Raw genomic sequence first — 19,238 nt, 5'->3', positions numbered from 1 at the left:
TATTAGTTATTATAACAATAAAAGGATAAGATTGAACTTAAATGGAATGAGCCCGGTTGAATACCGGACACAAGTATTAAATAATTAATAAGTTTGTCCAACTTTTTGGGGGCAGTCCAACGAGTGAGGACTTGGAGCGATAGCAGGACTTTCGTAACCGAAGCACACCGAACCTTGATTTCAAAAAAAATATTGGCCACCTAAGATACCTTAGCACAGTTAAATTGTAGGGTTTAAGGTTGCGCCGTTTAAAAATATACGAGGTTTGATAACAATTTAATTCACTAAATTTCGGGATGAAAAAATTTGGCTTCATTATCTTCCTGTTTTTAGCAATCAATACTTTCGCTCAAGATTCTATCTACACCAGAAATGTAGTAAATACCCTTACTTCAAAACAATTTTGGGGCAGAGGTTATACCAAAGACGGGATGAAAAAATCTGCAACTTATCTCACAGAAGCCTATCAAAAAATCGGTTTGTTACCAATGGGTCAATCTTATAAGCAAACCTTTAATTTTCCGGTAAATACATTCCCAGGAAAAATGATGGTGGCCGTAAACGGTCAGAAACTTATCCCCGGTACTGATTTCATTGTAAACAATGAGAGCCCCAGCGCTAAACAAAAGGCAGATTTAACTGAGTTAGATAGTCTTAATTACAAAGCTTCTCCAACATTGAAGATTTTATTAAAAGATAAGTTAACCTGGTCTGTAGCCACAGAAGTTGGGATTGTAACCACCATTCAGCTCAATAAAAAGAACTTTACCGCAATACCAAAAAAAATTGATGTTGATATTGAAAACAAATTCATTCCAAACTTTGAGGCAGCTAACGTTTGCGGTTTGATTAGGGGCACTAAATTTCCCGATTCCATTTTAATCATTACAGCGCATTACGACCATTTGGGTGGAATGGGTGCAGACACTTATTTCCCGGGCGCTAATGATAATGCTGCCGGTGTAGCTACTTTATTAAGTTTGGCCAAATATTATGCCGCCAATCCCCAGTCCTACTCCATTGGTTTTATCTGTTTTGCCGGCGAAGAAGCTGGACTGTTGGGATCGAAGTTTTTTGTAGAAAACGCTTTAATTCCTTTAAGCAAGATTAAATTCCTAATCAATTTAGATTTGGTTGGAACCGGTGAAGCCGGCATGACGGTAGTTAATGCATCCGTTTATCCTAAAGCATTTGCGCTGTTAAACGCAATCAACAACCAAAATCATTACATCTCGAAAATAAACTCCAGAGGGAAAGCCGCCAACAGCGATCACTATTTCTTTACAGAAAAAGGTGTTCCGGCATTCTTCATTTACACTCAGGGTGGTCCGTCTGCCTACCACGACGTATTCGACAAACCTGAAACATTGCCGCTTACCGAGTATAAAGACCTGTTTAAACTGATCGTTGGATTTAACCAGAAACTGATGGAATAATTCATTTTTAGGACCAAAGCTTTAAATCACGATACAAACCGTTAATTCTCAATTTCTCCGATTGGGATAATATAATAAGCCTTTGGGATAATTAAATATAGCAGCCAGGTGTGTATGTTCATCTTTGAATCAACAAAAACGAAAACAAGATCATCATGAAAATTATACAAAAACTCAGCTTAGCATTTTTATTGTTAATCTCAATTGCAGTTAAATCGTATGCCCAGAACCAAATCGAAATTGTTATCGTAGGCTCCGCCCATGACAATTCTAAATCGACACAAAACTTTCAGGCAATAATTGATAAGCTTAAAAACTTTAAGCCTGATATGGTTTTTGGCGAATACCTGCCGCAGGGCGATTACGCTAAACTGGAGGAAAACAACTGGGCAAAAAAATCATTTAGAAAAGGACACGATTATTTAGAAAAATTAAATCCGGCATCTCCCAGAAATATTGATGCACAAATTAAAAATGACCAGAAAGCGCTCGCCAAATTTGCCTACTATCATAAAAACAGGATGAATTTAGCCGTTAATTATGCTAAAAAATGGGACAGGGGCAATGCCGATTATCAAATCTTTGTACTCGAAAATTATATGAAACAAAATTTCGGCAAAGAAGAGCAGCTTGAATATGCAAAAATGTTCGGAAATACCGATTCATTAAAGAAAAAAGGATTCTGTAGACCTGGAAGTGAGTACAGCAAAATCTATTTCCCCCTTATCTACCAGTTAAAACACGATCGGATTTACAACATGGATTGCCAAACTTATGATAAACCATGAGTGAAGCCTGGGGCAAAACAGACTCTTTACACAAAATTTTAATCAACAAAGCGAAAGCCGATAGTACCTCGCAGGAAGCAGCTACCGTTAAAGCCATAGAAAAATATTGGGCTTACAATGAAGATGAAGCGAAGGTTTTCAATGCCGATCCTTATGCCGGCATGAACACCGTAAAATATGGTGTTTTAGATGAGGCCTGGAACTTTTATGGTGGCCGTCATTTTTATGGTTACGCAGGTTTCCCTACCGAAACGGTGAAAGAGATGATTGTGCAATGGACTTTAAGAAACGAGGGCATGTGCAAAAACATTATCGATCAGGCAAAGGCAAAAAAAGCAAAAAGGGTTGTGGTAGGTGTTGGTGCCTCGCACCGCAAATGGATGGAAGAAATTTTAGCCAAAAATCCAGAAGTTAAAATCATCAATTATAACGATTTGCATTAAACTAATAACATGCGCTTTCTCAGCCCCATTGCGCTAGCTTGGGGCTTTTTCTTTTTAGCGTTATGTAATTTTTTCGTTTAGTATTTGCAAAAACACCTTAAGGCAGCTACTTTTACCTAAAAGATTAGTTGTTTTGACAAGATGCAACATTTAATACGCCTTATAACGAACCAAGCCAAATTTTTAGTCTGTCACATTTTTTATATCGTTCATCACATTTATCTGTACTGTAAAAACTTAGCGCCTAATTTTAGCTTGCTTATTTAAAATATACATGAAGAAACTCTTACTTTCAATCGCCCTTACCTTAGCTATTTTTAATTTATTTGCACAAAAAAACGGAAACATTACCGGAATTTTAGCCGATAGTGCCAATCACAAAACCACCTTAAATTACTCAACGGTTTCGGTATATAAAGTTGGCGATAGTATATTGAGCACTTATAAATTATCGGATGATAAAGGCATTTTTAAAATCAATGGCTTAACCATAGGTGTAAAATACCGTTTAGTGGTAACCGCATGGCAGTATGGAACATACCGGAAAGAGGTTGAAATAACGGCAGCCAATCCCTCATTAAATTTAGGCACCCTCTATCTTTCCGTTAAAGCAAATGATTTAAACGAAGTGGTAATTTCGGGAGAAAGGCCGCCCGTAATTGTACGTAAAGATACCATTGAATTTAATGCAGAATCCTTTAAAACCCTGCCATCGGCGGTGGTAGAAGATCTGTTAAAAAAGCTTCCAGGCGTTGCCATCGCAGCCGATGGCTCTATACAGGTTAACGGTAAAGCGGTTAGTAAAATTTTAGTGGATGGAAAAGAGTTTTTTGGTGGCGACCAACAGATTGCGACCAAAAATTTACCCGCTAATATTATAGATAAGGTACAGGTGGTTGATGATAAACAGGCCAAAAGGCGTGATCCTGATTTAACGGCAGCAGAAATACCGCAGATTATCAATTTAAAGCTGAAAAAAGCCATCAAAAAAGGAGCTTTTGGCAAATTATATGCTGGTGGAGGTTTAAAAGACCTGTATCAGGCTGGTGGATTAATGAACTTCTTTAGAGATACCACACAGGTAAGTATATTGGCTTATAGTAACAACATTAATCAACCAGGCTTTAACCCCAATGATGTGCAACGCATAGGTGGATTTAGCAGAAGCGGTGTAAACTCCATGATGATGACCTCTGGAGGTTATTTCGAGTTCAACGGTATTAGTTTTGGCGGAAGTTATAATGGTGTTCAGGCTTCATCGGGTGGTGGTTTTAATTTTAACACGTTAACAAAAAAAGGAATTAAAATTAATACCCAATATTTCTTCGGCCGATCAGACAATCTTCTGGAGAAACTTACCAATACCAACCAAACATTAGGTACTGACAGATTGATTACCAACGCCAGCGAAAATACCAATTCTCTTATTCTAAAACACAATATTGGTGGAAAATTAGACTGGCAAATCGACTCCTTAACACAATTGACCATAGAGCCGGCAATTGTGCTCAGCTCCAACAATTCGGTAAGCAAGGTATCTTCAAGCAATAACAATGCGAATAATCAGCTCATTAATACGCTCGATAATTTGAATGATCTGAATACTTCAAGCAACAAATATCAGTTGAGGGCCGATTTTAGTAAGGATTTTAAAAAGGCAGGAAGATCTTTCAATATTGGAGCCGATATCTCAGCAACTCCTAATCCAATTACCAATTATAACAGGAGCAGCAGTATTTTTTACCTCACACCCTCTACTTCAGAAGTTGATCAGTTAAGGAACAATACCATTGATAACTTCTCGTCTTACATCTATAGCAATTATACCGAACCAATTAGCAAAAAACTTAATTTAAAAGCAGATGTAAGCGGAAATATCATCAATAACGAAAATGCATTAAACACTTTTTACCGCAATCCGGCTAACCAGCTGTATGATATTGTAGTACCAGATTTATCACAAACTGTTAAACAGGCCGGTTTTAAAACCAATACGAACATCAGCCTGGGGTACAAAGTAACTAAAGACCTTTACCTTCAACCTGGATTGGTACACAACTATATTTCGTTAAACAACCGCTTTACCAATACCGCAGATATTGATCAGCGTTATAATTTTATATGGCCAACCTTTCAATTAAAATATAAAATATTCCGCTTTAACTATTCGGCCCGTTTTACAGAGCCCAATGTAAGTTATCTTCAGCCAGTGGCCGACAATACCAATGCTTTTTACATCAGAAATGGAAACCCAAATCTACTGCCCGCCCGTATGCAGGGGTTAAGCATGAATATGTATAAATATGATCCTAAGAGCATGATTAATTACAATTTATACGGTTATGGTAATTTCACAAAAAATGGCATTGTTAACGCTATTACCATTAAAGATGGCGTACAAACTGTTAACCCGGTTAACAAAAATGGCATCTATAATTTTAGTGGAGGGGCCAATATTTCGAAAGATTTCAAAAAAGATAAAACAAGCTTAAAAGTAGGCTTAGGCTTTTGGGCCAATTTTGATCATAGTCCCGTTATTGTGAATAACATCGAGAGTGATGCAAATGTGTTCTATGTAGGGCCTAATGGAAGTATCAGGTTAAACCTAAACGATAAGGTAGAAATTAACCAGTCGTATTCAGTAAACCTGAATCGCAGTAGGTATGATGATAGCTATTACACAAACATTAGCTACAATACCCACCAAAGTACATCCGAACTGATTATCCGTTATCCTAAAAAACTGGTTTTCGAAACCAGCTATTCTTTAACCATCAATGATCAAAAAATTGCTAGATATAACAATAACATTAAATTCTGGAATGCTGCTCTTACTTACCTATTCATGAAAAATGACAGGGCGCAATTAAAATTCTCGGTTAATGATATTTTGCAGAGCAATGTGCGTAGAAACATCCAGATTACGGGCAACAGCGTTATCGATACACAGAGTAATAACCTGGGTAGATATGGCATGCTTACCCTTACTTATAATATCCAGAACTTTGGCCAAAAAGTTGGCGGCAGACAAACGTTTTTTAATTTTTAATCCTGTGGTCTGTGTCTCCACAGACCACAGTAAAACTCCTGGTTTCAAACCCTTCATAATGGTCTGTGGAGACACAGACCATGGAAGTAGATTTATCACTTTCATTACAAAAACAAATCCGCAAGCAACTCATACGATTTTATCCGGTCTTCAAAATGCTCGGTAATGGTAACTGCCATCAGTTCATCAACATCATAATCGGAAGCCAGTTTAGTAAGCCGCTCTTTAATTACCGCAGGCGTACCATAAATCATTCGTGGTTTATTGGCCTTAATCCGTTCCTGCTCTGCAGCGTTATAACTGACATCTTTAATATCATCCCAACCTACAGCAGTTAAGCCTCCACCCTTTTCCAGCTGAAGAAAACGGTAAGCCATTAAAGCCTCCTGTTGTTTTACCTTTTCTTCGTCTTCTGAGCAGAAAACAAAAAGCGCCACGTTCTCAACGGGTTTTGTCAAATCAACCGAAGGTTTAAAATGTTCCCTGTAGTATTGAACAGCCTGTGGTCCTCCATGCGGGTTAATAAAATGCGCAAAAGAAAAGCCCATTCCAAAGTGGGCCGAAAATAAGGCACTTTGTCCGCTGCTGCTCAAAAGCCATTGTTGCGGAACGGTTTCAGCAATCGGGATAGCTTTTATTTTGGCCTGGATACCGCCATCAGAGGTATCATGCAAGTAATGTTGCAGTTCGCGCAGTTGTTCTACAAAATCCTGCTCGCTCCAATTGTTTGATGGATTAAGCATCGAAGCTGTAATTCGGTCGGTACCCGGTGCGCGACCCATTCCCAGATCGATCCGGTTAGGGTGCATCACTTCCAGCAAACGAAAACTTTCTGCAACCTTTAACGCACTATGGTTAGGCAGCATAATACCGCCAGAACCTATCCTTAAAGTTTTGGTATGATTGGCCAAATGGGCAATTAAGATTTCGGGCGTTGAACCCGCTAAACTGGTGGTATTGTGATGTTCTGAAACCCAGAAACGGTGATATCCCAAACTTTCGGTTTCTTGTGCTAGTATAGTGGTTTCTTCAATGGCACGACGGGCGGTAACACCCTTGCGAACCGGCGATTGATCTAACACACTAAGTTTAATTTTTGTATTGCTCATATTCGTATCTAACAAATTTATGAGCCTCTTAATTTAAAATAGGCGTATCAAAAGCTTTATGACTTTTAGATTATTGCGCTAAAGTCAATTTGACCAAATACTGATCTTCGCCATCATCTAAAATCAATTCAGCATCCCATCCTGTTTCATGAGCGGTACGCTTGATGGTTTCTTCATCTATATAAATCCAATTAAACCAATTGCCTTTTTCGCCCTTATATTCATACTGATAAGATACCTCGCCATAATATTGGTTTTGTGGTTTCGGCATGTCTTCGTATAAATAAGCAATATCAGAAGAATCGAAAATAACCTGTCCATTGGGATTGATGAGGTCTTTTAGCTTGATCAGGAAATCCTTAAAACCGGGCAAATTTCCGGTTAAACCGATGCCGTTCATGAGCATGATAATGGTATCGAATTTCTCCTGATAGGTAAAAATATCCTGTATGAATGCTTTTTTCACACCACGCGCTTTCATAATATCAACAGCTGCTTCCGAAATATCAATGGCTGTAACATCGATATTAAAAGCCTGCAAAAGTAAAGCATGACTGCCTACACCGGCACCAATATCCAATACCTTTCCACTGCACATGTGTAACGCCTGAAGTTCTAGAACGGGCATATCTTCATCATCACGGAAGAAGAATTCTAAAGGCATTTCTTCTGGCTCGCCATACGAATTGTGCAACCAAAGGGTATCAGCCTCGCCTGTTTTATAAATATCTGTTAACGCTTTACCAAAAACATCCATGCGGGCAAAGATAGGGAGGAAAGCTGAAAGACTAAAGCTTAAAGAAAATGAGGAATCAAAAAACCATCAATAGCAAATAAGTTTATAAGTTAGTCGGGAGAATAAAGGTCTGGAATACAATTCCAGACCAACGCTTAATCGTTACTCAAGCTCAAATACCTGATGGTATTCGGGGATAGCCACATGTTTAAAACCTGCATCTTTCAATCTGCTGGCGAAATGTTGTTGTACTTCATATTCTCCATGCACCAAAAATAGCTGTTTTACCTTAGCCGGATCCTGACCAGATAAAAAATGCAGTAAATCTTCATAATCGCCATGTGCGCTCATGGATTTTAACGATCTTACTTCGGCCCTAACCTCATATTCATCGCGGAAAATCTCTACCACTTTTTGTCCGGCAATTAACCTGCCACCAAGCGATTTAGGTTCGCAATAGCCCACCATTAGAATGGTATTTTTTGGGTTGTCAATATTGTTCCTGATGTGGTGTTTTACACGACCAGCCTCTGCCATACCCGATGCCGAAATAATTACACATGGCCTGGGATCGGCATTTAAAGCTTTCGATTCTTCAACACTTTCGATGAAACGCAGACCTTTAAAACCAAATATATCATGATCTACCTTTAAAATTTCTTTAACCCCATTATTGTATACTTCAGGGTGGTTTTTAAGAATTTCTGTTGCCTTTGAAGATAAAGGACTATCTACATAATAAGGTACATCAGGCAATTTACCTTTTAACTCAAGTCCATTTAAAGCATAAAGTAGCTCCTGGGTACGGCCAACGGCAAAGGCAGGAATAATTACTTTGCCCTTTTTTATTTTGCAGGTATTATTAATGATCTCTAAAAGCATGTTTTCTATCGGATCGAGATCTTTATGCAGCGAATCGCCGTAGGTTGATTCCATTAAGATATAATCGGCCTGATCAAACTGCTGCGGACTTTTTAAAAGCAGGTCGCCATAACGACCAACATCGCCGGAAAAGGTAATCCGTGTAGGTTTTCCTTCTTCTGTAATGGTAAGATGTACCGCAGCACTACCTAAAATGTGCCCTGCATCAGTAAACCTTAACCGAATTCCCGCCTCAATCTCGAAATCTTCTTCATACTCCACAATCTTCATCTGACCAAGCGTTTTGGTAACGTCTTCATCGGTGTAAAGTGGTTCTTCCATTTCTTCGCCTTCGCGCAGATGGCGGTTAGAAAACTCTGCATCCTGCATCTGGATTTTGGCAGAATCCATCATTAAAATGCGGGACAGATCCATAGTTGCCGAAGTACAGAAAATCTTACCTTCAAATCCTTCCGCAACCAATTTGGGCAATAAGCCACAATGATCTATATGTGCATGTGATAAAACCAGGTAAGTAATCTTTTTGGCATCGAAGCCAAAAAAATCGTTTAATTTATCGGTAACATGACCCATTCCCTGGAATAAGCCGCAATCTAATAAAATCTGAATGCCGTTTTTTAAGGTAATAAGGTGCTTACTCCCCGTAACAGTACGGGCGGCACCATGAAAAGCAATGTTCATTGAGATGTGGTTAGAAAATATATAGAATAAAAATGCCGGATATTTCCGGCACTTCCAATTCTTTATGCATTTATTTCTGCTATTTTATCTTTCACCTTATCGGCTACACCCGTAGCTTTATCTGTTAAACTAGCTAATTTATCTTTTGAAGCGTCTAATAGATCAGCAAAAAAATCTGATACTTTACCCTTTAAATCGCTTGTCGAATCTGAAGATAATGCCAATGCGATTGTTGCACCAAGTGCTGCTCCAGCTAATACGCCTACAATAATTTTTGTTTCCTTTGTCATAACTTTATTCTTTAATAATTAAACATTAATTGGCACTTGTTGTTTTGCTTTTATTACAACATAAATCATTCCATTTAAATGAAGCATATTTTTTTTATCGATCTAGACAATACCATTTATTTTACCAAACCAAATGAAGAACAGTTAATGGGTGAGTTATACAATTTCCTGGAAAGTTTGGATTTAGGGATCAGTAAAGAAGATTTTCAGCTTGCAAAACAAGACATGCTTAGAACGCCTTTTCAAAAAGTGGCAAAAAAATATGGCTTTAGCGAAGAATTAATGCCCGATATACTTGCTTATCTGCAAAACCGCCAGGTAACGAAACCATTAAAACCAAGCGATGATTATCATTACATTAAAAGCCTTAACGGCCGGAAATTTATTGTAACGGCAGGTTTCCTGAAACAACAAACCTCAAAAGTAAAGATGTTGGGCATTGCTGATGATTTTGAAGCCGTACATGTTGTTGATGTTTCAACCACCAACAAAAAGGAAGCTTTTAAACTACTTATTGACAAATACGACTTAAACAAAGATGATATTTTAATTATAGGTGATGATGCCGAATCGGAAATTAAATTTGGGTTGGAACTGGGAATCACTACTTTTTTACTCGATCCCGAAAACCTGCACCCCAATGCCGAAAGCACTTTTAGGGGAACCGATTTAAGTAACCTTCATACAGCGGCTGGGCAGTAATATAACCGCATTTTTTCTCGTGCTGTCTCCTAAGGGATAATTATTTCATAAAAATCAATATAAATGAAATTGAAATTAAGGAGATGATAACCCTGGAAGGTATCGTCATTCCCAACTTGATCGGGAACCACGGAGTGCTCATGAATGCCTTTGAAACAAGGGAAACTTATGAATAATCTTAATGCGTTTGCTAGTAGCAATAGTTTCAACATTGCTTCATGCCTCGCATGATTGCTATCAGGTGACAACCTATCTATTAGGAGAGCGGTTTTCTGCAACTATTTCAGTTTCACCCCGCTTTCCGTTTTACTTTGCCTGCGGCTTCGTGTTCACTCCAATCAGGTCTAGGTAGCTTGTGAAGTGGTGCTATTTTTGGCTGGGTGCTTAGCTGCACAAACCTTTGTTTCTAAACCCGGTAGCAGCGGCAGCCTCCGATCTTTTATCGGAGCTATAGCGGATAACGGGACTGCTGTTCCCGAAGCAATACTGAATGTTCATTTCCAAAACAGTAGAGTGAACAAAATCCTTAATTCTTATTTTAGGATAACAAAGTATTTAAAATAAAAAAGTCCCGATTTTCATCGGGACTTATCAATCTATCCTCTACCACCTCTTGATGGTCTTCCTCCTTCAGAGCCGCTTCTTTCACCACCTCTTTGTTGCTGTTGTTGTGGTGCTTCCGTTCTTCTTTGTTCTTGTCTTTGTTGCATTTGTTGTTGCTGCTGTTGTGCCCTTTGTTGTTGAGCCTGAGCATCACGCTGTGCACGTTCCTGCTGCTGTTGCTGTGCCTGTTGCGCACGTTGCTGTTGCATTTGCTCATTACGTTGCGCTCTTTCTTGTTGCTGAGCCTGGGCCTGTTGCGCACGTTGTTGTTGCATTTGCTCGTTTCTTTGCTGTTGCATCTGCGCATCCCGTTGAGTCCTTTCCTGTTGTTGGGCCTGGGCTTGTTGCGCGCGTTGCTGTTGCATCTGCTCATTACGCTGTTGCTGTGCCTGAGCATCACGTTGCGTACGCTGTTGTTGAAACTGCTCGTTACGCTGTGCCCTTTGTTGCTCCATTTGAGCCGCACGTTGTTGTTGGTCTGCCTGACCACGTTGCTGTGTTTGAGCATCGCGCTGTGTACGTTGCTGATCCTGGCTCATACGGTCTTGCTGTGCACGCTGTTGTCTCATCTGCTCCAAACGTTGCTGATCCTGACCGCGGTTTACATTTTCCTGTCCGTTTCTTCCGTCTACACCATTGGTATTGCCACGGCTAACACGCCCATTAGCATCTCTATTATAAACTTCACCTCTGTTATTAGGCTGATTATTATTATCTCTGCTTATGGCACCGTTGTTCCTATCAGGTTGCCCGGTACGGTTATCTCCTCTCGACCCGAAACGGTTATCGTTATTATTGCTATTACCACCTCTTTGATCTCGGTTGGTATAACCTTCATTCCTTCCACCCCTGCTAATGCCAGCATTACCTTGCTCAAATTTTCTTGGTGCTGCACTACGATTATCAGCATTACGCTCTGGTCTAGGTCTATAAATAGAAACCTCTCTACCACCAACCCTACTCGCACCAGGTCTTGAACTTTGCGCATACCTGTAAACGGTTACATCTCTATTGGTTGCACGTCTGATATCTTCAACCCTCGGGCCACCATAATAGGTTCTTCTGTTATAAACATAAGTATTATTGATAATGGTGGTATTGCGGATATATACATTATTGCGTCCGTAATCATACCTTGGGAAAGTATTGATATAAATATTACGTTGTGGAATAAAGTTCCAGCAGAATTCTGGCACCGAATATCGACGGCCAAAACTTAGGTTAATACTAATACTTGGCGCCATTGGAGCCCATCCGTAATAACCATCGCCGCTTCTCCAATCTACCCAGGCTGGTCCCCAATTGGTATCAGGTAACCAGATCCATTGTCTGTAACTGTTAATTACCCAACGACCGTAATGGAAAGGTGCCCAGCCCCAATCGTAATTGGAAACCCAGGTATTACCGTATTCGGTCATCGCCCAACGTCCGTTTGTATAATATGGACGAAATTCGCTTTGATCTACATCCGGGCGCCAAACATATCCATATTGAGGATCTTGTATCCAGGTGCCATAAGGCGAAAGTTCATCGTAAAAAGTCTGTAAAGAAACATTGCCAGTGCTATAACCATCGTCCTGGTAATCGTTTTGATAGTCTTGTGCCCTGACAAGGGTTGTGGTTCCGGCAAGGAGCGCAAATAGCCCCAGCACAAGTGCCGTAGATTTCAGTGTTTTCATTTGTGTGTTTTATTTTAATAACCTAATGTGTGTGTATCAATTAGAGAACCAAAAATGCAGAAGGTTTAATATGCATGCATAGTTTCCGTGTTTTCCTTCAAATATTGCCCTATGAGGCATATTTAACTAATATTTAACGTTTTAAGCACATTTTAATTGTGCAGAAAATAAGTCAGTTAGAAATAAAATTTGCTACACCTTTGTTCACAAAAGAGATTATATTGCCAATACCGTAAACTTTAGAACTTAAATTCTATTTATTGTAAGTATTTTTGTAGCATGCAAAAAGGCACTTTATACCTTATTCCCGTACCATTGGCTGAAGAGGTAGCACATAAAACTTTTACCCCTTATTTGGTTGATACCATTAACCAGATTGATACCTACATTGTAGAAAACAGTAAGACAGCCCGTCGGTTTTTGAAAGAGGCTGGTTTAAAAACACCACAGAAAGATTTAATCGTGCACGATTATGGCAAACATAACCGGACAGATTTAGGTCAGTTTTTTGTTGAGCTTGCTGCCGGAAAAGATGTGGGCTTAATGAGCGAAGCCGGTTGTCCGGGCATTGCCGATCCTGGAGCTGATATTGTTGCCGAAGCACATAAACGCGGCATTAAAGTGGTGCCTTTGGTAGGCCCAAGTTCAATTTTATTGGCTTTAATGGCCTCAGGTTTTAACGGCCAGAGTTTCGCGTTTTGGGGTTATTTACCGATTGATAAAGAGCAACGCACCAAACGGATTAAAGATTTAGATTTATCGGCAAGCCGTTACAAACAGACGCAGATATTCATCGAAACACCTTTCCGCAACAACCAACTTTTTGAAGAAGTGCTGAAGAGCTGCAAACCCAATACGCAGGTTTGTGTAGCGAGCAACCTTACTGCAGAAGATGAATTTATTAAAACTCAAAGTGTTTATAATTGGCGCAAAGAGGAAATAGATCTCCATAAACAGCCGACTATATTTTTGTTGTACTAGTAATTGGCTATTGGTTCATTTGTTAATGGTTGATGGTTAGTAACCTGATTTCGACTATTTTATAGGCTTATTAGCAAGTGTTGAGTACTTATTTCTGTTTGCTTACTGTTTGGTGCGGCCTGATATATTTGGAACTTTGAGGGGAACTCCCCTCCTTATTTTCAAGGAGGGGCTGGTGGTGGTTATGAGATATACTACGGTCATCATCCGATAGCTCCTAATGTCCGCAGGTTATTAAAAAAAATGCTGCAAAACCTTGATAAATAATGTTTTGCAGCAAGGTAATATTCACTTAAATTAGTGTTGACCAATATTACTGCTGTGAAAATAATAAATTCAAATCCAATATCCTCTTTCGGAGGCATAAATTTTGTTTTCGACTACTTAAACAAATTAGAAATCGATAAACTTTGCCATGCATATCTGCCTTGCGTTGCTGCCCAAAGCAAGTATTCCTGGAAGGATGTTTTCTACTCACTTAAATCTGTTTTTCTCTGCGGCGGCGATAGTGTTGAAGATCTTCATACCCACTTAAAAAGTCATTTTGTCGACAATCCTTATCTTAGACTGGCAAGCCCCGATACTGTTCTGAGAAGACTCTCCGGGCTTGCCGAAGAAACAAAAACCTGTGTAACCAAGCGGGGCGTGGCTACACATCAATATTGTACCAACCGGACCCTGGAGAACTTTAATCTGGAAGTCCTCAAAAAGATCGGGGTTCTTGATTCCCGGGAACTTACCCTTGATTATGACAACACGATCATTTTCAATGAAAAACAGGACAGTAAAATGACCTACAAAAGAGATTATGGCTATCAGCCAGGTGTTTGTACCGTCAATGAGCAATTTGTACTTTATATCGAAAACAGAAATGGAAATTCTGATGCAAAGTCATTTCAAAGGGATACGCTGGAAAGAATTTTTAATCTACTTGAAACAAAGAAAGTAAAAAAGATTAAAAACTTTCGGGCAGATGCAGCATCCTACCAGTATGATGTGGTAACTTTCCTACAACAGAAGGTAGAACACTTTTACATAGGATGCAGAAACAGCTATGTCGAGAAATATTTTCCGCAAATTTGCAACTGGAAAGTGATGGAGGACAAAAATGGCCTACTGGAAGTAGGGTACACGGACATTCTTCCCTTTATAAATCAGGCCAGGGAACAAAATCAACAGCCACAGAGATATAGGCTAATTGTCAAACGAAGATTGAAAAAAGATGGCCAGGTAGATTTGATTACCCAGGATGCCTATGAATACAGGGGAATCCTGACCAACAACTTCGAAACGGATGTTGTTGCCCTTGTCCATTTTTATAACCAGAGAGGGACGATGGAGCGGCAGTTTGATATCCTTAAAAATGATTTTGGATGGAATAACATGCCTTTCTCTACATTGAACAAAAACCTGGTTTTCCTATATTTTACAGCGGTCTGCAGAAATATATATAATAAAATCATTGATTATTTTTCACAAAAGGTAAAAACGCTGAAGCCGTGTTTCAGACTAAAAAAGTTTCTTTTTAGATTCATCATCCGGCCAGCAAGATGGGTTAGGCAGGGCAGACAGCTGAAATTAAGAATTTACTCAATAGATCATAGCTACCCATAGCATCAGGATCACTAAAAGAGATACTTAGCGCTAATATGTTACCTGAAATATAGCCGGGAGGGGATCTCTATTTCATTTTTATGCCCAAAATAAAATTTCGGTCCTAAATCCGTTCAGAAATGCCAATCAAAAATGAACTTCCGCCTATAAATATAATTATCACGGAATAAAATCAGGTGATATTCATTTTTAGAACTTAGTAATATCCAGATTACGACAGACATGCGGATTTTAGGAGCTATCGGATCCCGCGCAGGTGGAAACCTTAAGCCATAAGCGGCTAATATATTCGTGCTTTTGTATTTTGCCTTCCCCACCATTTTCCATACCCCAATATCGGCACAGCTGTGACCCAAAATAACCCTAAGCTATGTTTTTTTTTGGCTTTTATTTAGCTATTGTTAACCTGCTAACCGAAAGTAATGCAAACTTCATGCATAGCCCACCTGCAACGGGGCTTAGCTTTTACTAAAGTAGCTTCGAGGCAGTATCGAACTACATACGAAGCAGGGTGCAGCCAAGCCTGGCCGGAAGCCGGAGTAAACGTGGGGTAAAGGTGGGGTTTGAAATATTTTTGGGGATTTTTAGTCTGATTGACTAAATTGAGTGATCATCCCTTTTGTTTAATCTAATATACTAAAATTATGGCGCTCCAGAATGGAATAATCAAAATTAATGAGCAACCGGGTGATCTTGTTTTTTACAAATGCGGAAGTAATTGCTTATTCATTCTTCCCTGAAAACCGGCGGTCAATTGCCAAAAAAAATATCCTCAAACAAAGTTTTTGCATGCTAATTAACCGAACTCAGTTTAGTATGTCATTGCCATTTCTCATGAGTTGTTGATTCATTGATAATTGTAATTTGATTACTGGTCATTCATGCCTTTCAGATCGTCGTCCTCTCGATCCGATAGCTACCGGATGAAGCGCAGCGGAATGGAAAGATCTGTTCCAGTTAGACTTCTCGGCTCCGTTGCACCCGATAGCTCGGGTCCGCTCGAAATGACGGGCAAATTCAAAAAATCAAAACATATCCAATCCCACATTGGTTGTTATCATAGCGCGCTGCAATTTATTCACTAAATCTTAGAGTTATGAAAAATACAAGCACACCCAAAAACAATCCAACGGTTCAAGGCAGTTCAATAGCTGATCGGGCTAACCATGATGTTAAAACGGATAAAAAAATCCAGGGAATAACCAATGGTGGCGGCCAACGGTCTGATCAAACTTCCAATAAGGACAATCAAAGAAAATACGACAATAAAAAATAATAGTAGGTGCTTAATATACCAGAAAGGCTTGTCGGAAGATCTTCATTGCATGAGATTTTTCGACAAGCCATTATTTAACGAACGGTATTTTATTTCGCCATTACATTATAGAAATTATAATCCGTCATAGGGGCACCCGTTATTCCTAAATTATGGCAGATGGTAATGATCTGGCCACGGTGGTAGGTACTGTGGTTGAAAACATGTAACACATATTCAAAATTCTGAAAATCGGAAGTAAACCAAGGACTTTGAATCTCCGTTTTCTGGTTAAATCTATCTTCACTAATTGCAGTAATATAAACGGCTAAGTTTTCTGACTGTTTCAACAGTGCATCAAAAATATCGTTCAAACTTCCATATTCACGAAATTCGAATTTGGTTTTAGTGAGAATTGAATACCAATACTCCTGTGCCTGTAAAATATGGGCGAGCGTTAACTTTACACTTTTAAAACTCGATAATACTTCTTGCTCCAATAATTCTTCCGGATGATTTTTTAACCAATTTACCAGAGTTAAATTTGCCCAGAAATTATAGTTTGCATAATTTTTCATTAAATACACAAGGGAAGTTTCTTCCATTGTTTCTGCGAATAACTGTTCCTGTACCATGTCTTTTTTGTTTTAGTTACACAAAGAAAATACAGGTGACTGACAACCCTATGGCAGTGTAAAAAACAACATAAAATATTTTTAAAATAAAGTGTTTTCTTTATTTCAGCTTATACTTCTCATCATGCCTTTTTCACTTACCTAATCATCCTGTCGGGAGAAAAAGCAATGAAATATTCCGATCCGGTTTGGATACTAACATTAAGATCTGGCACATTAATTTTAGGTTGCTCTTTAAGCTGCGATAATACACTTGCTGCAAAATCGTGTATCTTTTTTGGGTCTACCTGAACAGAAACCGTAGGGAAGAAATCGTGCTCTATTTCGGCCTTTCCCTGCTCACTTACCTGGCTAAACTTCCACGATTCTTTGGCCCGGAAACCATTTTCGTTGTTGGCATTATTTAAATGGTATAAAAACACTTTCGCCTGTAAGGCTATACTCTCATTTTGCATATTATAAAATTTGGGCTTTTTTGGCCATAATTTGGCAAGGTAAGAAGAATTAACTGGTAGTACCCTTTTTTTGGTTGGTAAGCGATACAGAATTAATCTTGTTATTCTTTAACAACTCTTATTTAACTGAAATATTATCGACAAAACAGATTATTGATGTAAATTTTTAAATACACACATAACTTTATAACATTACAAAGCATATTGATAAAGTTTTCGTGTAAAATTATCCTACAGCCAAAAATTTATGTAACAAGTTCTGTTACATTTGTTTATCAGCTCCGAAAGGACTTAACTAACTTAAACTTCATGAAAAATAATCTAAAAAAGATTGCCATCGTTGCCATGGTGGCAGTGGTAATTGCAGCCTGTAAAAAAAATCAGGAATCGATCACTGAACCACAAGAAACGGTAAAAAATTCGGACAAAGTTTTGCAGTACATTAAAGACCTGGGCTTCCCTGCAACAAGTATTGTTGATAATGGGAATGAATTTATCGTAGAAGAAGATATTACATTCCCTAAAAACATGGAAATCCCGGCTAATGGCGCCGGAGCTAAAACTGAGCAGTATTATACCGGAAGCATTGTAAACAGCACTAAAAAGCTAAACATTAGAATTTTTGTAGATCCGTCTATGACTTCTATGAGCAGCGAGATCAATAGTGCAATTGCGCAATGGAACGCTGTTCCAAATTCCACTTTGCGCTTTAGCACCGTAACTACAGCCCCTTATGACATCCTGATCAAAGATGAAAATTTAGGAAATGGTGTTTGTGGCTCAGGACAATTCCCATCTGGCGGAAGCGCAGGTGCTTTGGTCAGAATCAATAAAAACTATATTGCAGGCAATTCATTTGCGCAACGTGCAAGAACCATTTGCCATGAATTTGGTCATAATATTTCCTTGCGTCATACAAATTGGTCAGCTCAGGGCGAATCGACGGCGACAAATGTTCCTGGTGTTACCGGAACAGATGCCTTATCTCTTATGAATGGTGGCCAATGCGGATCAGGTGCCACTGTATTATCAACAAAAGATAAAAATGCTGTTGCAGCATTATATTAAATTTGTTAAAAACAACTAAACAAACCTAAACTGGTCTATAAGGAGCTGATAATTAATAAGCCCGGGAACTCATTGTAGCACCCGGGCTTATTCTTTTGATAGGGCAATAATGTCTTTTCCTTCTAAAATCCTTCGCTCGCCATTGTGGCTTAAAGTATTAATCATGGCTTTGCCCAGTTCGGCCATGGTACAAAACCCACCTGGATAAACGGCCCTTCCAATAGGAAATAACCAATTGATATATTTATAAAATTTGTGCGCGTATTTCTGTCCTGGCAGCGGTTTAATAAAACCCGGGCGAAAATTAAACACCTGCGTAAAAGGCAACTTCATTAAATCATTTTCGGTTTTACCCTTAACCTGCGCCCATTTCAACCTTCCATTTTCATTGGTTCCACCACCGGAAACATAACAAAAAGTCATCGTCTCATTTAGCTTGCTTAACGTTTCGGCAACATGCATGGTTAGCGTGTAGGTCATTTTGTAATAGGTGTCATTATCAACGCCTACTGAAGTAATCCCCAAACAAAAGAAACAGGCATTATAACCCGAAAGCTGATTTTCAATCGGCGAAAAATCAAAAAAATCGGAATGGATAATCTCTTTTAGCTTTGCGTGGGTGTAACCACAAGGTTTTCGGTTAATCACTAAAACAGTATCAATTTCAGGGCTGTTTAGGCATTGTATTAATACCCCTTCACCTACCATTCCGGTGGCACCGGTTATGATTACGTTATTCTGATTTCTGGTTTTTCCCATCGGAAGTTTATTTAATAATCAAAACGAAGATAGTTAATCTTTGTTTGCTAAATAAGCCGGTTGGGTTTCATTT

18 protein-coding genes are annotated in these 19,238 nt (G+C 39.0%); 10 read left to right on the top strand and 8 right to left on the bottom strand.

The features are described from left to right. Nucleotide 1 precedes the first annotated feature (1 nt). The 5 genes from ACTJKN_RS25580 (at nt 2) to ACTJKN_RS25560 (ending at nt 5,716) form a co-directional block, all read left to right on the top strand. A complete protein-coding gene (locus ACTJKN_RS25580) occupies nt 2-88 on the top strand; it encodes an IS3 family transposase (protein WP_440828259.1) in 87 nt (28 codons plus the stop codon). A gap of 208 nt (nt 89-296) precedes the next feature. Then, nucleotides 297-1,436, top strand: a complete 1,140-nt coding sequence (locus ACTJKN_RS25575; RefSeq protein WP_440828457.1) for a M28 family metallopeptidase — start codon at nt 297-299, stop codon at nt 1,434-1,436. A gap of 155 nt (nt 1,437-1,591) precedes the next feature. Further along, nucleotides 1,592-2,224: a hypothetical protein gene (locus ACTJKN_RS25570; RefSeq protein WP_440828456.1), complete on the top strand. Its 633-nt coding sequence runs from the start codon at nt 1,592-1,594 to the stop codon at nt 2,222-2,224. After that, on the top strand, nt 2,221-2,667 hold the full coding sequence (locus ACTJKN_RS25565; protein WP_440828455.1) for a DUF5694 domain-containing protein: 447 nt from the start codon (nt 2,221-2,223) through the stop codon (nt 2,665-2,667). The genes ACTJKN_RS25570 and ACTJKN_RS25565 overlap by 4 nt, the downstream gene beginning before the upstream one ends. 274 nt (nt 2,668-2,941) lie before the next feature. Then, the gene (locus tag ACTJKN_RS25560) at nt 2,942-5,716 is read left to right on the top strand and encodes an outer membrane beta-barrel protein (RefSeq protein ID WP_440828454.1); all 2,775 of its coding nucleotides are present in this window, start codon (nt 2,942-2,944) and stop codon (nt 5,714-5,716) included. Between the two features lie 104 nt (nt 5,717-5,820). Here the strand turns inward: ACTJKN_RS25560 and ACTJKN_RS25555 are convergent, their stop codons facing one another. The 4 genes from ACTJKN_RS25555 to ACTJKN_RS25540 all read right to left on the bottom strand — a co-directional run bounded on the left by ACTJKN_RS25555 (nt 5,821) and on the right by ACTJKN_RS25540 (nt 9,414). Further along, nucleotides 5,821-6,825 carry an LLM class flavin-dependent oxidoreductase gene (locus ACTJKN_RS25555; protein ID WP_440828453.1) on the bottom strand — a complete coding sequence of 335 codons (1,005 nt, stop codon included), beginning with the start codon at nt 6,823-6,825 and terminating at the stop codon, nt 5,821-5,823. Nucleotides 6,826-6,895: 70 nt separating this feature from the next. Then, on the bottom strand, nt 6,896-7,582 hold the full coding sequence (locus tag ACTJKN_RS25550; RefSeq protein WP_440828452.1) for a class I SAM-dependent methyltransferase: 687 nt from the start codon (nt 7,580-7,582) through the stop codon (nt 6,896-6,898). A 141-nt stretch (nt 7,583-7,723) separates the two neighbouring features. After that, nucleotides 7,724-9,124, bottom strand: a complete 1,401-nt coding sequence (locus ACTJKN_RS25545; RefSeq protein WP_440828451.1) for an MBL fold metallo-hydrolase RNA specificity domain-containing protein — start codon at nt 9,122-9,124, stop codon at nt 7,724-7,726. A 62-nt stretch (nt 9,125-9,186) separates the two neighbouring features. Further along, nucleotides 9,187-9,414 (bottom strand): YtxH domain-containing protein, encoded by a 228-nt coding sequence (locus ACTJKN_RS25540; protein ID WP_276902922.1) that lies wholly within the window; start codon nt 9,412-9,414, stop codon nt 9,187-9,189. Between the two features lie 78 nt (nt 9,415-9,492). Between ACTJKN_RS25540 and ACTJKN_RS25535 the strand changes: the two genes are divergently transcribed. After that, the gene (locus ACTJKN_RS25535; RefSeq protein ID WP_440828450.1) at nt 9,493-10,116 is read left to right on the top strand and encodes an HAD family hydrolase; all 624 of its coding nucleotides are present in this window, start codon (nt 9,493-9,495) and stop codon (nt 10,114-10,116) included. A 596-nt stretch (nt 10,117-10,712) separates the two neighbouring features. On the opposite strand, the gene ACTJKN_RS25530 is transcribed toward ACTJKN_RS25535, so the two are convergent. Further along, complete coding sequence (locus ACTJKN_RS25530; RefSeq protein WP_440828449.1) at nt 10,713-12,398, bottom strand: DUF6600 domain-containing protein; 1,686 nt, start codon at nt 12,396-12,398, stop codon at nt 10,713-10,715. 279 nt (nt 12,399-12,677) lie between these two features. On the opposite strand from ACTJKN_RS25530, the gene ACTJKN_RS25525 reads away from it, so the two are divergent. The 3 genes from ACTJKN_RS25525 (at nt 12,678) to ACTJKN_RS25515 (ending at nt 16,269) form a co-directional block, all read left to right on the top strand. After that, nucleotides 12,678-13,379 carry an SAM-dependent methyltransferase gene (locus ACTJKN_RS25525; protein ID WP_029274984.1) on the top strand — a complete coding sequence of 234 codons (702 nt, stop codon included), beginning with the start codon at nt 12,678-12,680 and terminating at the stop codon, nt 13,377-13,379. A 321-nt stretch (nt 13,380-13,700) separates the two neighbouring features. After that, on the top strand, nt 13,701-14,993 hold the full coding sequence (locus ACTJKN_RS25520) for an IS1380 family transposase (protein ID WP_440828448.1): 1,293 nt from the start codon (nt 13,701-13,703) through the stop codon (nt 14,991-14,993). Nucleotides 14,994-16,089: 1,096 nt separating this feature from the next. Next, entirely contained in the window at nt 16,090-16,269 is a 180-nt protein-coding gene (locus ACTJKN_RS25515; protein WP_057931837.1) for a hypothetical protein, read from the top strand. An 89-nt stretch (nt 16,270-16,358) separates the two neighbouring features. Here the strand turns inward: ACTJKN_RS25515 and ACTJKN_RS25510 are convergent, their stop codons facing one another. Continuing rightward, complete coding sequence (locus ACTJKN_RS25510; RefSeq protein ID WP_440828447.1) at nt 16,359-16,883, bottom strand: DinB family protein; 525 nt, start codon at nt 16,881-16,883, stop codon at nt 16,359-16,361. A gap of 137 nt (nt 16,884-17,020) precedes the next feature. Next, nucleotides 17,021-17,338 carry a hypothetical protein gene (locus ACTJKN_RS25505; RefSeq protein WP_147303081.1) on the bottom strand — a complete coding sequence of 106 codons (318 nt, stop codon included), beginning with the start codon at nt 17,336-17,338 and terminating at the stop codon, nt 17,021-17,023. 309 nt (nt 17,339-17,647) lie between these two features. Here ACTJKN_RS25505 and ACTJKN_RS25500 point away from each other — a divergent pair, with 309 nt between their 5' ends. Next, nucleotides 17,648-18,406 (top strand): M57 family metalloprotease, encoded by a 759-nt coding sequence (locus ACTJKN_RS25500; RefSeq protein WP_440828446.1) that lies wholly within the window; start codon nt 17,648-17,650, stop codon nt 18,404-18,406. Nucleotides 18,407-18,493: 87 nt separating this feature from the next. On the opposite strand, the gene ACTJKN_RS25495 is transcribed toward ACTJKN_RS25500, so the two are convergent. Continuing rightward, complete coding sequence (locus ACTJKN_RS25495) at nt 18,494-19,165, bottom strand: NAD-dependent epimerase/dehydratase family protein (protein WP_440828445.1); 672 nt, start codon at nt 19,163-19,165, stop codon at nt 18,494-18,496. Nucleotides 19,166-19,238 lie beyond the last annotated feature (73 nt).

It is taken from the genome of Pedobacter sp. 22163 (assembly GCF_052045595.1).
Lineage (GTDB): Bacteria > Bacteroidota > Bacteroidia > Sphingobacteriales > Sphingobacteriaceae > Pedobacter.
This window is presented reverse-complemented; position numbering and strand designations above follow the sequence as displayed.